Origin of the sequence: Microbacterium sp. LMX7-1.2 (assembly GCF_040675935.1) — a bacterium.
Lineage (GTDB): Bacteria > Actinomycetota > Actinomycetes > Actinomycetales > Microbacteriaceae > Microbacterium.
This window is the reverse complement of record NZ_JBEGIL010000001.1, coordinates 637906-650673: the sequence shown is the minus strand read 5'-3', so window position 1 is coordinate 650673 and position 12768 is coordinate 637906. Positions and strand designations below refer to the sequence as shown.

The following is a 12768-nucleotide window of genomic DNA, read 5'->3' as shown; positions in this document are numbered from 1 at the left end:
TGTGGGAAGATAGCTGAACTCGGTGATGTCGGTCGGCACCTGATCATTCTGCTCCGACGCGGGGTGCGTGTGGAAATGCGAGATCACTATGACATGCAGTAAGTGCATCTCTCCAGTCATTCTGCAATCCAAACCCTCAAAAAGCTGAGCATTTCGCATTCGAGAGGAATCGGGCGGTCGCAGCACGGTGACGGTACGCGGGACATCGGACCGAATATCATGGACCCCATGAGCGAGACGCGAGTGCACCTCTCCAAGACCGAGCCCACCGCCTACCAGGCGCTGGATGCGTTCTCGAAGACCGTGGGGCAGATCTGTGCGGCGAACGGCATCGACGATCGCCTCAAGGAGATCGTGATGATCCACTGCTCGCAGCTCAACGGATGCGCGTACTGCACCCGCGTGCATGTCGATCGCGCGACCGCCGCGGGGATCGATCCCGACACCATGATGCAGATCGCGACGTGGCGCGAGAGCGACGTCTTCACGGAGCGCGAGCAGGCCGCGCTGGAACTCGCGGAGGCGTTCACCTTCATCTCGGAGGACGGCATCTCGGACGACGTGTACAACCGGGTGGGCGCGATCTTCACCGAGAAGGAGTATGCGGCGCTGAGCTGGGCGTGCATCTCCATCAACGCCTTCAACCGCGTGGTCATCGCGGGGCGCTATCCGGTTCCGCCCCGCGCGCCGCAGGCGCAGGCATGACCGTCCTCCGCATCGAGGGCGTCACGAACGTCCGTGATGTCGGCGGGATCCCCGCCGCCGGCGGCCGCATCCGCTCGGGCGTGCTGCTGCGGTCCGGACAGCTGTCCGGTGCGACGACGGCGGGGGCGGATGCTCTCCGGCACGCCGTCGCGCACATCGTCGATCTGCGCGACGGCGAAGAGGTCGCCGCGGAGCCGAGCGGCATCGAGGGCCCGGAGACCACGCACCTCCCGCTCTTCCTCGGCTCTGTGCGCTCGTTCTTCGAGAGCGACACGAGTCTCGACGACCTCTACCTCCACCTGCTGGAGGAGAGCGGTGACCGCCTCGCCGCGGCCATCCGCGTCATCGCTGCGGGCGAGCCCACCCTCGTGCACTGCACGGTCGGCAAGGACCGCACGGGAGTCACGGTCGCCCTCGCCCTGTCGGCCGTCGGCGCCGACCGTGAGGCCGTCGTCGCCGATTACGCGCTCACCGAGTCGCAGCTCCCGCCCGAGCGGTCTCGCCGCATCGCCGCCTACCTGCAGGCGCAGCATCCCGAGGCCGTCCACGCCGTCGCGCTTGCGACGCAGTCGCCCGCCGCGGTCATGCGCGCGCTCCTCGACGCGGTCGACGAGAGATGGGGATCCGCACGCGAGTATCTGCGCGCGCAGGGGATGACGGAGCCTGAGCTCGAGGCGTTGCAGGATGCCCTGGTCGAGCCCTCGGTCACGGAAGACTCCGACGAAGGTTAGGCAAGCCTTCACTTGGTGTACGATGGAGGCATCATGAGCATCCCCGTCGACACCCGCAGCACGCGCGCCGAGCGCCGTGCCGCGCGTCGCTCCGCGCACCACCTCGTGACCGCCGACGAGCACTCTCTCGTCGAACTCGAGGCTTTCCTCGCGACGCTTCCGCTGTGCGCCTCCGGCCGTATCTTCATCGAGGTCGCAGAGACCGCGGACATCGGCGTCATCGACGCCCCGGGCCGCATGACCGTGACCTGGCTCGCCCGCGACCGTCGCTCCGGTGCCCCGGGAACCGGTCGTGCGTGCGCCCCCGGTCAGGCTCTCGCCCGCGCGACCTGCGCGTGGGCCGACGAGATGCTGTACGACGACGAGGTCGAGACGCACGTGACGCTTCTGGGCGGATACCTCGGTACGGCCGACATCGTCGAGCACCTCACCACCGAGCTCGGCATCGACCCGTCGACGGTCCACGCTCCCGAGCGCTTCGGACTTCTCCCGCTCGACCGCTGAGCGCTCTCCGCCCTATCGTCCCGAGCGCATCACCGGCGTGCCGCGACGAACGTAGTTGCCGTCCTCCAGCCCGGCCTCGATCTCGAAGCGGTTCCGCAGCGGATCGCGCCCGGCGACGGCGTACAGCACCGGCATGAGGAATCCGTAGCGCAGCCACTGCGCCTTGTGCACGGCCTCGTGTCGCAGCACGGCATCCGTCGGTCTGGCGTCGCCGGTGAGGAAGCATCCGCCGACGCAGACGCCGCCGCGGTTGAACGTCCACGACGGCATGCCCCGGAAGACCCAGAGCCCTGCGCGCCGCTCGACGGGTCCGGTGCTCCACAGCGAACCCCACACCCATCCCACCGCGGTTCCCCACCAGTAGCCGATGCGGCTGATCGGGGAACGCAGCAGGAAGGACGGGATGCGGCGATCGAGGCGCCGCCCGCGCGCGAGCGCCTCCTCGGCGGCCGGCCGCCAGTCCGTCATGCGACAGCTCCGACGAGTCGGAGGAGCGCACCGAGGTCGTCGACCGCGTCGGCGGGGGAGCGCGGCGCGAATCCCGCGATCGTGGCACCCGCCAGGGGCACGCGTTCGCGCAGCGCGCGGATCGCGGCACCGAGGGATGCCGGCGCGGCGCCGAACGGCACGGCGGATGAGACGCCCGCGAGGTCTGCGGGATCCAGCACGTCGACGTCGATGTGCACCCAGACGCGCGTCGCGCCCGTGGCCTGCACGGCGTCGGCGAGAGCGTCGACGCGGTCGAGGTCGTCGACCGAGAGCTGCGACAGACCGTCGATCACCGGAGCCTCGTCGTCGTCGAGGGTGCGCATCCCGACCGTGACGACACGATCGCGGGGGATGCCGGGGGAGAGCACGACCTGCGGCTCGCCCTCGCCGAGAACCGCGCGCAGCGCCATGCCGGAGAACGCACCAGACGGCGAGGTCTCGGGCGTGTGAAGGTCGCCGTGGGCGTCGCACCACACGACGGCGAGGTCGTCGGTGCCGCCCGGCAGTGCGGCGAGGGCCGCGACCGTGACGCTGCAGTCGCCGCCGATCACGACGGTGTCGGCAGTCATACTCTCGGCGACGAGTTCGCGGGTGCGCCGCAGCGCGCTGAGCCGCCGGACCCCGGTGCCGAGAGATTCGCCGGCTTCGACGGGCACGTCGAGCACGGTGGTGGCGGCACGGGGAAGATCGCCGGCGATCGCCGAGGCACCGTCGACGAGGAGCATCGCACGCGCGGCAGGGGAGCCCTGCCACTGCGGGACGACGAGGAAACGCACCATTGATGCCTCCCGGGAGGAAGGCGGATGCCCCGGACGCGACGGGTCCGGGGCATCCGCGGGGTGTGTCAGGAGCCTTCGATGGCCTGGCGTGAGGAGTTCGAGCCGCCGGCCTTCAGCTCGGCCAGACGGGCCTCGACCTCGGTGAGCTCGCCGAGATCCTCGAGGCTCTCGAACTGGGCGTCGAGGCTCGACGCCGCGAGCTCGGCCTTGCCCTGGGCAAGGGCCTCCTGGCGACGGACCTTGTCCTCGAAGCGGCCCAGCTCGCTCGTGGGGTCGAGCACGTTGATCGACGACACCGCGTCCTGCACCTTGGTCTGCGCCTCGGCGACCTTGGCGCGGGCGAGCAGCTCGCTGCGCTTGTTCTTGAGCTCGCCGAGCTTGTCCTTCATGCCGTTGAGGCCGGACTTCAGCTTGTCGACGATCTCGGTCTGCGAGGCGATCTGCGGCTCGGCGCCGGTCGCCTCGCGCTCTGCGCTGATCTGGCGCTGCAGGGCGATCTTGGCGAGGCTGTCGAACTTGTCGGCGTCCGCCGTGTTGCCGCTCGAGCGCATCTCGTCGGCCTTGCGGCTGGCGGCGAGGGCCTTGTTGCCCCACTCCGTGGCCGCCTGGACGTCCTCTTCGTGGTCGCGCTCGAGGAGGCGCAGGTTGCCGATGGTCTCCGCGATCGCCGACTCGGCATCCGCGATGCTGTTCGTGTAGTCGCGGACGAGCTGGTCGATCATCTTCTGCGGGTCCTCGGCGGAGTCGAGGAGCGAGTTGATGTTCGCACGGACGAGGGTCGAGATACGTCCGAAGATGGACTGCTTGGTCATGCGTGTTCCTTTCAGAGGGTCGTCGTCGTGGTCTGTGTGAGAGCGTGTGCGAGGGTCAGAAGCGTCGACCTCCTGAACGGCCGCTACGGCCGCTGGAGCGTCTGCCGCCTCCGCCGCCGAAGCCGGAGCTGCGGAAGCCTCCGCCCCCGCTCGAGCGCCAGCTGCTGCTGCGACGCGTGGAGCCGCCGCCTCCCCCACCGGAGAGGAGTCCGCCGATGATGCCGCCGAGGATGTCGCCGCCGAGCCCGGAGCCACCGCCGGACGAGCCGCCGAAGATGCCCCCTCCGCCCCAGCCGTCGTCTTCGTAGCGGCTCGGGTTCATGGCCGAGACGTCGGCCTGCGCAGAGGAGGTCGCCTGACGGGCGAGGTCGAGGGCGCGGCCGGCCTCGGTGAGGGCGGCCTCGGGGTTCGCGGAGCGCAGGTTCAGCGCCTGCGTCAGCGTCGCCTCGGCCTGTGAGAGGCGGGTGCGCGCGGTCGAGCCGACCGTGCCGCGACGCGTTTCGATGTACTCGCGCGCCGCGCGGATCTCGGACTCGGCCTGCGCGAGCGTCTGGTCGAGCATCTGCTGCACGCGGCGGCTGCGCTCGACTGCGGCCGTGCCCTGAGCGATCGCGGCGTCGATCTGGGTGTTCGCTGCGGTGAGCGCGTCGAGCACCCGCTGCGGGCTGCGGGCCGTGCCCGAGAGGCCCGCTTGGGCGACCTGCAGCTGCTGGGCCGTCGCCGAGACGACGCCGGCGATCGTGCCGGAGGTGTCGGGGATCTGCTGGGCGGTCGCCATGTCGCCCTGGAGCTCGGCTACGAGGGCCTGTGCCTGGGCCTCGATGCCGGCGAGCTCGCCGCCGAGGTCGGTGATCGCCTTCACGAGCTGCGCGGACTGCGCCACGGACTGCTCGGCGGTGCGGATCGCGAATGCGGCCTCTCCCGTGCGACCGGCCGTGATCGCCTGGGCGGCGCCCGCGATCGAACGATCCGCGAGGGCAGCGCGTTCGGCCGCCTGGGCGGCGTTGTCGGTGACGGTGCTGAGGGCGCTCTGGTCATAAGTGGCCGCGAGTCCTGCGAGGGCCGCGGAGGCGCCGGCCAGCACGGGCTCCAGTGCGGCCCGCTCGCCGCGCACGCGTTCGAGCTCCTGCGGCGCGTTCTGCTCGAGCCGGCGGAGGGCGTCGAACGCCTCGGTGTTGTCGTCGAGCACGTCATCGATCTCGTCGCACAGCTGGATGATGCGGATGTGCCAGGCCCGTCGGTCGTGGACCGTGTCCTCGATCTCGTCGTCGAGTTTCTGCTTGAGGTCGAACGCCTCCGACATCTTGGCCTTCGCCGTCTCGACGGCGCCGCTGAACTCGGCTGTCGCCGCTTCGCCGAACTGCGCGACCGCGAATCCGAGCTCCTCACGGCTCGACGTGATGGCGTCGTCGGCCTGCACGAGCGCAGCACCGGCCTGGGTCTGCACCTGCTCGTCGGTCAGGGTAGAGAACGGATCGTTCGGGTCGGGCTTCTCGGGCATCGCACCGCGGGCGCGGATCGCGGCGTTGCGCCGTGCGCGGCGGACGAGCGCGATGACGAGCCACATCAGCAGAGCCAGAACCACGATGCCGACGACGATGAGCGTCGCGCGCAGTGCCCCGGCGCCCCCGTCGCCCTGCATCTCATCGGCGGCGAGGATGACTGCGCCGCTCCAGTCGCTGTCGCGCATGAGCGGCTGGATCTTGCCCTCGATGTCGTCGAGCTGACCGCCGCTGACCGAGCCGCCGTCGACGGGCTGCGAGATGTAGTAACTGCGTCCCTCAACTGCGACCGCGAGGAGGTACTGCTCGGTGCCGATGTTGTTCGCGTCAGCGACCGTGTCAGCCCACTCGGCGCTGTCGGACGGCGAGGTGAAGTCGTCGACGAAGACGACGAAGAGCTCGACGGGAGAGTTCTCCTCGAGTTCCCGCAACCGGTCTTCTACGGCCTGCTTCTCGGTCGGGTTGAGCACGCCGGCGTCGTCGGTCACGTATCCGGAGTCGAGGGTGACGGGGTCCGTGGCGAAGGCGGCTGGGGCCGCGAGCATCCCGATAGTCGCGGCCAGCGCCAGCGCAGCCGCTCCGAGCAACCGTGTCTTCATCGCGTTCCCTCCGACCGGCAGCCGAGCCCCATGGCACGAGTCTATGCACTCAGTCCGACACGCGACAGCCTCCCGGGCGGGTTGGCCGTTCGCCCTCAGCGGAGACACATACGCTGGAGGGCATGGACGACAGGTACGGATCGGATGTGCTCGCGGCGGGGTGGAGGCAGCGCGGCGTGAAGCCAGTGCCCGAGGTCCCCGCCGAGCTCGACCTCGTGGTCGAGGTCGCGTCCGACGGCTACGTCGGGGCCGTCACGCGCGTGCAGGCCGGCAACGTCGAGCTCGAGGACCGCGTGGGGCGCAAGCGTCTGTTCCCGCTCGGCGGCGGCTTCCTGATCGACGGGTCCGCGGTGCGTCTGACGCCTCCGGCGGCGAAAGAGCAGGGCGCGAAGCGCACGGCATCCGGATCCTTCGCTGTCGCAGACCAGCGCGCACGGGTCGCCCTTCCGAGCCGCATCCTCGTCGAGGGACGGCACGACGCCGAGCTCGTCGAGAAGGTGTGGGGCGCCGATCTGCGCGTCGAGGGCGTTGTCGTGGAGTACCTGCAGGGCGTCGATCTGCTCGACGAGCTGCTGGCGGAGGAGCCGCCGAGCGCCACCCGCCGCTACGGCGTGCTCGTGGATCATCTGGTCACCGGGTCGAAGGAGTCGCGGATCGCGGATGCCGTCGCCCGAGGTCCGCACGGGCGGCACGTGAAGATCGTGGGCCACCCCTTCGTCGACGTCTGGCAGTGCGTGACGCCGCGGGCGCTGGGCATCGCGAAGTGGCCGGAGATCCCGCGGGGGATGGACTGGAAGAGCGGAATCTGCCGCGCCTTCGGCTGGCCGCACGAGACGCAGGCCGACACGGCGCGCGCGTGGCAGCACATCCTGTCTAAGGTGCACACCTACCGCGACCTCGAGCCCTCGCTCCTGGGCCGCGTCGAGGAGCTCATCGACTTCGTGACCGCTCCCGCATCCTGAGCGCGGTCGGCGGCCGACTACCCTGGAGTCATGCCCGACCCCCGCACTTTCCGTGACGAACCGGTGTCCTTCGTGCGCCGCAGCGGACGGATGTCCGACGCGCAGGAGCGCGCCTTCGAGGAGCTCGGACCGCAGTACCTCCTCGACGTGCCGCGCGACGTCGCGTGGACCTCGGTCCACCCCGAGGCCCGTCTCGACCCCGCCGCCGAGTACGGCCGCGACGCCGACCTCTACGTCGAGATCGGTTCGGGGCAGGGACACGCGATCGTGTCCGCCGCGGCGTCGCGTCCCGATGACGACTTCCTCGCGGTCGAGGTCTTCCGCGCGGGGCTCGCTCGCACCATGCTCGACGCCGACCGCGAGGGCGCGCGCAATCTGCGCGTGGTCGAGGCGAACGCCCCGGAGGTGCTCTCCTCCTACCTGCCCGAAGGATCCGCTGCGGAGGTGTGGATCTTCTTCTCCGACCCGTGGCACAAGAAGAAGCACACCAAGCGCCGTCTCATCCGCCCGGGCTTCGGTGCGACGGTCGCACGCGCGCTGCGCGACGGCGGACTGCTGCGTCTCGCGACGGACTGGGAGGACTACGCGCTGCAGATGCGCGAGGTCTTCGACGCCGAGCCTGACTTCGAGCGCGGGTTCGAGGGAGAGTGGGCCGAGCGCTTCGACGGTCGCGTCATGACCGCGTTCGAGCGCAAGGGCCTCGCGAAGGGCCGAGACATCCGCGATCTCGTGTACCGGCGGAAGCCCCGCGCGTGACGGCCGTCCGAGCCGAGACGACCGTGTGGCCGGGGATCGCACCGGCCGTGCTCGTGTGCCTCGCGGCGCCGGCGTTCTTCGTGCTCGAGATCCCCTGGCTGGGGTGGACGCTGCTGGCGCTCGGCATCCTATCGGCGTGGCTCGTCGAGCGGAGCCGTCCGAGCGTGCCCGACCAGGTCGTGAGCATGGGCTCGCGCCGGGAGACCGCCCGCGTGATCGGGGTGCGCCGACAGCCGTCGCTCACCCGGGATCTGTCGCTCATCGCGCTCGGGATGCTGATCGTGAGCGTGATCCCGCTCGCAGCCGAGCTCGACAACCTTGCGATGCTGCGGTTCACGCTCGCGCTCGGCGGTGCCGTGGCAGTGCCGTACCTCGTGTCGCGCTTCGTCTACCGCGACCGCGCGATCAGCTTCCCGTGGCGTTCCGGCAAGCGCTGGGGGCGGCTGCAGTGGGGCTGGCTCGTCGCGGTGCTCGTACTCGGCTGGCTGATCCTGCCGTTCTACTTCATCACGAGCGGTGTGTATCAGAACTGGCCGGTCGTCGACACGCCCGACCTCATCGCGCGACTGTTCGTCGGGGTCGGCGCGGTGGGCATCTGGGACGAGCTGTTCTTCATCTGCACCGTCTTCGCGCTGCTGCGGCGGCACTTCCCCGATGCTCTCGCGAACGCGCTGCAGGCGATCGTGTTCGTGTCCTTCCTGTGGGAGCTCGGCTACCGCGAGTGGGGGCCCGTGCTCACGGTCCCGTTCGCGCTGCTGCAGGGGTTCATCTTCCTGCGGACCCACTCGCTCGCGTACGTCGTCACGGTGCATCTGCTCTTCGACGCCGTGGTGTTCGCCGTGCTCGTCCACGCGCACAACCCCGGGCTGCTGCCGATCTTCCTCGTGTAGCCCGCCCGCGGCGATACGATCGAGCCATGCTCATCACAGGACTCGTCCTCGCCGCGGCCGCAGCCGCCTTCCACGTCTTCATCTTCGCGCTCGAGTCGCTCAAGTGGACCGAGCCCGAGACGCGCAAGATCTTCGGCGTGGCGAGCGAGGCGGATGCCGTCACGATGAAGCAGCTCGCCTTCAACCAGGGCTTCTACAACCTGTTCCTGGCGCTCACCACCCTGCTCGGCATCGGCCTCACGATCGTCGGCGCACCGACCGTCGGTCTCACGCTCGTGTTCGCAGGCACCGGCATGATGGTCGCCGCGGCGCTCGTGCTCGTGCTGTCGGACCGCACCAAGCTGCGAGCGGCCGCGATGCAGGGGACGCTGCCGCTGCTGGCCGTGATCGCGACCGCGATCGGCGTCTCCCTGGGCTGACCTCGTCCGGCGGCTCGGGGCCAGGGGGTGACATCCCCGCCCCGACCGGTCACACTCGTGGCATGGCCGACTGGGTGCTGCACGTGGACATGGATCAGTTCATCGCGGCCGTCGAGGTGCTGCGCCGCCCCGAGCTCGCGGGGCTGCCCGTCATCGTGGGCGGGCGCGGAGATCCGACGGAGCGCGCGGTGGTGTCGACCGCGTCGTACGAGGCTCGCGCCTTCGGCATCGGCTCGGGCATGCCGCTCAAGATCGCGGCGAGGAAGGCTCCCGACGATGCCGTGTTCCTGCCCGTCGACCATGAGGCCTACGAGTCGGCGTCGACCGAGGTCATGTCCGCGCTGAGGGCGCTGCCGGGAGTGGTCGTGGAGATCATCGGTTGGGACGAGTGCTTCCTCGGCATCGCGACGGAGGACCCGGAGCGCGTCGCGCGAGACGCGCAGTCCGCGGTCCTCGAGGCGACGGGGCTGCACTGCTCGGTCGGGATCGGCGACAACAAGGTGCGCGCGAAGATCGCCACCGAGTTCGGCAAGCCTCGCGGGATGTTCCGCCTCACGGCCGAGAACTGGTTCGAGGTCATGGGGGAGAAGCCCACGCGTGATCTGTGGGGCGTGGGGCCCAAGGTGCAGAAGCGTCTGGCGGGTCTCGGCGTCGAGACCGTGCAGGAGCTCGCTGATGCGGATCGCGAGGCACTGGTCGCGGAGTTCGGCCCGCGCATGGGCGTCTGGTACCGCGATCTCGGTGGCGGGCTCGGACCCGCGACAGTCGACGACACCCCGTGGGTCGCTCGGAGCCACAGCCGCGAGACGACCTTCCAGCAGAACCTCACCACGGCCGAGCAGGTCGAGGACGCGCTGCGCGACCTGGCGGGTCATGCGTTCGACGACTGCGCCGCTGAGGGGAGGGCCGTCGTACGAGTGCACCTCAAGGTGCGGTATGCGCCGTTCGAGACCAAGACGTTCGGGCGCAAGCTCGCGGAACCCACGGAGCGCCGCGACGACGTGATCGACGCGGCCGTCGCTCTCGGCCGCACGCTCGACGCCGAACGCGAGGTGCGCCTGCTGGGGGTCCGCGCCGAGATGACCATGCCCGCGGGCGGCGACGCGGCCGAGCGGACGCCGGTGCGTGGACGCATCTGAACGGCGACGCCGGAATCACTCACGCAGCACGGCGGCGATCGCACTGACCTCGATCATCGCGCCGGGAACGGCGAGCCCCGCGACGAGGGCGGTCGTCACCAGCGGCGGAGCACCGTCACGCGCCAGCAACGGGGCGACTGCTCCGTAGGCCGCACGCAGATCGGCGTCCTGCTGCAGGAAGATCGTCCAGCTGACGACGTCGTCGAGCGACGCGCCCGCGGATCGGAGGGCCGTGCGTGCGTTCTCGACGGCGCGGCGGGACTGCTCCGCGGCATCCGTCGAGACGACTGCCCCGGAATCGTCGACGCCGTTCTGGCCGCCGACGTGGATGGTCGTGGCCCCCGGAGGGATCACGGCCACATGGCTGAAGGCGGGGCTGACGACCAGACCCGCCGGCTGGAGGAGTTCGATGTCCATGCACGGAGTCTGCACCGGGGGTCGGACATCCGGCGCAGACTCCGTACCGGTGGGCTCAGAACTTCAGCAGCACCTTGCCGACGCGTCCGGCGGTGTCGCTCGCGCGCACGGCGTCGGAGATGTCGGCCGCGTCGAACACCGCTGACACGGGCAGCGTGAGGGTGCCGTCGGTCAGACGCTGGATCAGCTCGCCGAACAGGGCGCCGCGCGTCGCGGCATCCAGCGAGGGGATCACCTTGCTGCCCCAGAAGCCCTTCACGACCGCCTGCTTGAAGATGACGTCCGAGGAGGCGATCTCCATTACCGGCGACTGCATCGCGCCGAAGGCCACGAGCGTGCCGCCCTCACCGAGCAGCGACAGGACGTCGCCCGCGGACGAGCCGCCCACCGAGTCGACGCCGTGGGCGATGTGTGCGCCGCCGGTGATCTCGGCGACGCGGTCGCGCCAGCCCTCGGCATCCGTCGCGACGACGTTCTCGATGCCCTGCGCGCGCAGCTCATCTACTCCGCCCGCACGGCGGACGAGTCCGAGCACGTTGATGCCCCTCGCGGCACCGAGCTGCGCGAGCATCCGACCGACCGCGCCGTTGGCCGCGTTCTGCACGATCCAGTCGCCCTCCTTCGCTCCCAGGAACTCGAGGAGGGTGATGGTGCTGAAGGGCATCGACACGAGCTGCGAGGCGCTCTCGTCGTCGATCGCGTCCGAGACGGGGATGAGCCCGGCGGCGTTCGCCACGACGTACTCCGCCCACGCGCCGAAGGTGCCTCCGGTCGCGACGCGCTGACCGACGCTCAGGCCGTCGACGCCCTCGCCGAGCGCGTCGACGATGCCGAGCGCCTCGGTGCCGGATGCGGCGGGGAGGTCCGGCACGAAGCCGTACGTGCCGCGGACCGTCCAGAGGTCGTGGTTGTGGATCGGCGACAGGACGATGCGCAGGCGGACCTGGCCCGGTCCGGGCTCTGGCAGGGGGCGATCCTCGACGGCGAGGACCTCCTCGGGGGCGCCGAAGGCGTGATGGATGAGTGCGCGCATGGGTGTTCTCCTCGTGGGTTCCGGTTCGATGCGGTGTCGGTCGGGGGTGACGGGTCAGTCGTCCGCGACCGTGATCGTGACCTCGATGTTGCCGCGGGTCGCGTTCGAGTAGGGGCAGACCTGGTGCGCCGCATCCGCGAGCGCCTGGGCCTCGTCGTGCGGCAGGTCCGGGATAACGACCTCGAGCTCGACCGCCAGACCGAAGCCGCCCTGCCCGTTCGAGCCGATGTGCACGCGCGCGCCGACGGAGGTGTCGGCGATGGCGACCTTCTGCGTGCGGGCGACGGCTTGCAGGGCCGAGTGGAAGCAGGCGGCGTAGCCGGCCGCGAAGAGCTGCTCGGGGTTCGCGCCGTCTCCGCTGCCGCCCATGGCCTTCGGGATCGCGAGGTCGAACGCGAGACCTCCGTCTGCGGTGACGACGCGGCCGTCGCGGCCGGCGCCGGTGGCGAGTGCTTCTGCGGTGTACAGGGCTTCCATCGTGGGGATTCCTTCCGGTGGTGCGGTCGGCGACCGCGGGTGATCAGGAGGTGCGGGGGTCAGGAGGTGCGGGTGGTCGGGGCCGGGTCGTCGGAGGCGGCGACCGTGTGCAGCAGTGTCGTGAGCTCTCGCAGCTCGGCGATCAGGCGCAGGCGGTCGGCATCGTCCGCCATCCCGGCGAGCGCGGCCACGCGGGCATGCACGGGCGCGACCTCGGAGCGCAGGGTGACACCGGCGTCGGTGAGTTGCACGATCACGACGCGCTCGTCGCCGGCTCGCCGGGCGCGGGTGACGTAGCCGGCCTGCTCGAGCCGACGCACGAGCGGGGAGAGCGTGCCGGAGTCGAGCTGCATCGCCTCGCCGAGTGCGCCGATGCTCTGCTCTCCCTCGTTCCACAGGATCGCGAGGACGAGGTACTGAGGGTAGGTGAGTCCCCAGGGGCTCAGCAGCGAACGGTACACCTGCGTGGTCGCGCGGGCGGCAGAGTAGAGCGAGAAGCACACCATCTCATCGGTCACGGCCATGAGAAGTATTGTGCACAACATAGTTGTGCA

16 protein-coding genes are annotated in these 12768 nt (G+C 70.3%); 8 read left to right on the top strand and 8 right to left on the bottom strand.

The features are described from left to right. Window positions 1–228: 228 nt before the first annotated feature. The 3 genes from MRBLMX7_RS03360 to MRBLMX7_RS03350 are packed head-to-tail and all read left to right on the top strand — an operon-like array spanning window position 229 to window position 1940. On the top strand, window positions 229–705 hold the full coding sequence (locus tag MRBLMX7_RS03360) for a carboxymuconolactone decarboxylase family protein (protein WP_050722022.1): 477 nt from the start codon (window positions 229–231) through the stop codon (window positions 703–705). Continuing rightward, window positions 702–1436, top strand: a complete 735-nt coding sequence (locus MRBLMX7_RS03355; RefSeq protein ID WP_363366199.1) for a tyrosine-protein phosphatase — start codon at window positions 702–704, stop codon at window positions 1434–1436. The genes MRBLMX7_RS03360 and MRBLMX7_RS03355 overlap by 4 nt, the downstream gene beginning before the upstream one ends. Before the next feature lie 33 nt (window positions 1437–1469). Further along, window positions 1470–1940: an SIP domain-containing protein gene (locus MRBLMX7_RS03350; protein ID WP_363366198.1), complete on the top strand. Its 471-nt coding sequence runs from the start codon at window positions 1470–1472 to the stop codon at window positions 1938–1940. A 12-nt stretch (window positions 1941–1952) separates the two neighbouring features. On the opposite strand, the gene MRBLMX7_RS03345 is transcribed toward MRBLMX7_RS03350, so the two are convergent. The 4 genes from MRBLMX7_RS03345 to MRBLMX7_RS03330 all read right to left on the bottom strand — a co-directional run bounded on the left by MRBLMX7_RS03345 (window position 1953) and on the right by MRBLMX7_RS03330 (window position 6121). Continuing rightward, a complete protein-coding gene (locus tag MRBLMX7_RS03345; RefSeq protein WP_363366197.1) occupies window positions 1953–2408 on the bottom strand; it encodes a Fe-S oxidoreductase in 456 nt (151 codons plus the stop codon). Next, window positions 2405–3208: an arginase family protein gene (locus MRBLMX7_RS03340; protein WP_363366196.1), complete on the bottom strand. Its 804-nt coding sequence runs from the start codon at window positions 3206–3208 to the stop codon at window positions 2405–2407. The genes MRBLMX7_RS03345 and MRBLMX7_RS03340 overlap by 4 nt, the downstream gene beginning before the upstream one ends. 65 nt (window positions 3209–3273) lie before the next feature. Next, a complete protein-coding gene (locus MRBLMX7_RS03335) occupies window positions 3274–4020 on the bottom strand; it encodes a PspA/IM30 family protein (RefSeq protein ID WP_363366195.1) in 747 nt (248 codons plus the stop codon). 55 nt (window positions 4021–4075) lie between these two features. Next, a complete protein-coding gene (locus MRBLMX7_RS03330; protein WP_363366194.1) occupies window positions 4076–6121 on the bottom strand; it encodes a TPM domain-containing protein in 2046 nt (681 codons plus the stop codon). 122 nt (window positions 6122–6243) lie between these two features. On the opposite strand from MRBLMX7_RS03330, the gene MRBLMX7_RS03325 reads away from it, so the two are divergent. The 5 genes from MRBLMX7_RS03325 (at window position 6244) to MRBLMX7_RS03305 (ending at window position 10287) form a co-directional block, all read left to right on the top strand. Further along, complete coding sequence (locus MRBLMX7_RS03325) at window positions 6244–7083, top strand: DUF3097 domain-containing protein (RefSeq protein ID WP_363366193.1); 840 nt, start codon at window positions 6244–6246, stop codon at window positions 7081–7083. A gap of 30 nt (window positions 7084–7113) precedes the next feature. After that, window positions 7114–7839, top strand: coding sequence for a tRNA (guanosine(46)-N7)-methyltransferase TrmB (gene trmB / locus MRBLMX7_RS03320; protein WP_363366192.1), 726 nt, complete (start codon window positions 7114–7116; stop codon window positions 7837–7839). Further along, window positions 7836–8729 carry a CPBP family intramembrane glutamic endopeptidase gene (locus tag MRBLMX7_RS03315; RefSeq protein WP_363366191.1) on the top strand — a complete coding sequence of 298 codons (894 nt, stop codon included), beginning with the start codon at window positions 7836–7838 and terminating at the stop codon, window positions 8727–8729. Before trmB ends, MRBLMX7_RS03315 begins: the two co-directional genes overlap by 4 nt. A 26-nt stretch (window positions 8730–8755) precedes the next feature. Continuing rightward, window positions 8756–9148 carry a DUF1304 domain-containing protein gene (locus MRBLMX7_RS03310; protein WP_050721305.1) on the top strand — a complete coding sequence of 131 codons (393 nt, stop codon included), beginning with the start codon at window positions 8756–8758 and terminating at the stop codon, window positions 9146–9148. Window positions 9149–9210: 62 nt separating this feature from the next. Continuing rightward, entirely contained in the window at window positions 9211–10287 is a 1077-nt protein-coding gene (locus MRBLMX7_RS03305; RefSeq protein ID WP_363366190.1) for a DNA polymerase IV, read from the top strand. A gap of 15 nt (window positions 10288–10302) precedes the next feature. On the opposite strand, the gene MRBLMX7_RS03300 is transcribed toward MRBLMX7_RS03305, so the two are convergent. From MRBLMX7_RS03300 to MRBLMX7_RS03285, 4 genes are read right to left on the bottom strand one after another with little or no spacing between them, the layout of a single operon-like run. Continuing rightward, a complete protein-coding gene (locus tag MRBLMX7_RS03300) occupies window positions 10303–10704 on the bottom strand; it encodes a RidA family protein (RefSeq protein ID WP_363366189.1) in 402 nt (133 codons plus the stop codon). Window positions 10705–10759: 55 nt separating this feature from the next. Next, window positions 10760–11737, bottom strand: a complete 978-nt coding sequence (locus tag MRBLMX7_RS03295; protein WP_363366188.1) for a zinc-binding dehydrogenase — start codon at window positions 11735–11737, stop codon at window positions 10760–10762. A gap of 54 nt (window positions 11738–11791) precedes the next feature. After that, on the bottom strand, window positions 11792–12214 hold the full coding sequence (locus MRBLMX7_RS03290) for an organic hydroperoxide resistance protein (protein WP_363366187.1): 423 nt from the start codon (window positions 12212–12214) through the stop codon (window positions 11792–11794). A gap of 59 nt (window positions 12215–12273) precedes the next feature. Further along, on the bottom strand, window positions 12274–12738 hold the full coding sequence (locus MRBLMX7_RS03285) for a MarR family winged helix-turn-helix transcriptional regulator (RefSeq protein WP_363366186.1): 465 nt from the start codon (window positions 12736–12738) through the stop codon (window positions 12274–12276). Window positions 12739–12768: the final 30 nt, after the last annotated feature.

Bases quoted from the DNA above. Each gene is read 5' to 3' on its own strand.
- MRBLMX7_RS03340 (WP_363366196.1), bottom strand. From the start codon at position 3,208: ATGGTGCGTTTCCTCGTCGTCCCGCAGTGGCAGGGCTCCCCTGCCGCG.
- MRBLMX7_RS03350 (WP_363366198.1), top strand. From the start codon at position 1,470: ATGAGCATCCCCGTCGACACCCGCAGCACGCGCGCCGAGCGCCGTGCC.
- MRBLMX7_RS03355 (WP_363366199.1), top strand. From the start codon at position 702: ATGACCGTCCTCCGCATCGAGGGCGTCACGAACGTCCGTGATGTCGGC.
- MRBLMX7_RS03345 (WP_363366197.1), bottom strand. From the start codon at position 2,408: ATGACGGACTGGCGGCCGGCCGCCGAGGAGGCGCTCGCGCGCGGGCGG.
- MRBLMX7_RS03305 (WP_363366190.1), top strand. From the start codon at position 9,211: ATGGCCGACTGGGTGCTGCACGTGGACATGGATCAGTTCATCGCGGCC.
- MRBLMX7_RS03300 (WP_363366189.1), bottom strand. From the start codon at position 10,704: ATGGACATCGAACTCCTCCAGCCGGCGGGTCTGGTCGTCAGCCCCGCC.
- MRBLMX7_RS03330 (WP_363366194.1), bottom strand. From the start codon at position 6,121: ATGAAGACACGGTTGCTCGGAGCGGCTGCGCTGGCGCTGGCCGCGACT.
- MRBLMX7_RS03295 (WP_363366188.1), bottom strand. From the start codon at position 11,737: ATGCGCGCACTCATCCATCACGCCTTCGGCGCCCCCGAGGAGGTCCTC.
- MRBLMX7_RS03310 (WP_050721305.1), top strand. From the start codon at position 8,756: ATGCTCATCACAGGACTCGTCCTCGCCGCGGCCGCAGCCGCCTTCCAC.
- MRBLMX7_RS03360 (WP_050722022.1), top strand. From the start codon at position 229: ATGAGCGAGACGCGAGTGCACCTCTCCAAGACCGAGCCCACCGCCTAC.
- MRBLMX7_RS03335 (WP_363366195.1), bottom strand. From the start codon at position 4,020: ATGACCAAGCAGTCCATCTTCGGACGTATCTCGACCCTCGTCCGTGCG.
- trmB (WP_363366192.1), top strand. From the start codon at position 7,114: ATGCCCGACCCCCGCACTTTCCGTGACGAACCGGTGTCCTTCGTGCGC.
- MRBLMX7_RS03325 (WP_363366193.1), top strand. From the start codon at position 6,244: ATGGACGACAGGTACGGATCGGATGTGCTCGCGGCGGGGTGGAGGCAG.
- MRBLMX7_RS03290 (WP_363366187.1), bottom strand. From the start codon at position 12,214: ATGGAAGCCCTGTACACCGCAGAAGCACTCGCCACCGGCGCCGGCCGC.
- MRBLMX7_RS03285 (WP_363366186.1), bottom strand. From the start codon at position 12,738: ATGGCCGTGACCGATGAGATGGTGTGCTTCTCGCTCTACTCTGCCGCC.